This window comes from Limosilactobacillus gastricus DSM 16045, from assembly GCF_001434365.1.
Classification (GTDB): Bacteria; Bacillota; Bacilli; order Lactobacillales; family Lactobacillaceae; genus Limosilactobacillus; species Limosilactobacillus gastricus.
Map to the genome: position 1 here is coordinate 1 of NZ_AZFN01000061.1, position 347 is coordinate 347.

Consider the following 347-nt stretch of genomic DNA (forward strand, 5'->3'; position numbering starts at 1 on the left):
AGTGCTTCAACATCGTTGAGCAAGGCCCTTAGCAGCGTTATGAGTCAAGTAGCTAGCGAAAGCCTTTCTAAGACGCTCAGTCAAAATGACTCAGTTTCGGCAAGTGAATCGGCTTCAGCATCCTTATCAACTGCTCAAATTACGGAAACGCAAGTACATTCCGGAGTTTACAGTTGGCAAGATGCGGATCAAGTATTAACAAATACAACCAATGCCGATCAAAGTGCTACGAAGCAAACCGAATCCTTACCACAAACTGGTAATGAAACGAATGCTTCCATGACCACGATGGGTGCCTTATTAGCGGGCATCGCAGCCCTAGCTGGATTTAAGAACTTCAAGAAGAA

1 protein-coding gene is annotated in these 347 nt (G+C 45.0%); it reads left to right on the top strand.

All coding sequences use genetic code 11. From position 1 onward, the window contains the following. Positions 1-39: 39 nt before the first annotated feature. On the top strand, positions 40-347 hold a 308-nt coding region (locus tag FC60_RS09185), incomplete at its 3' end, for an LPXTG cell wall anchor domain-containing protein (RefSeq protein ID WP_156399324.1).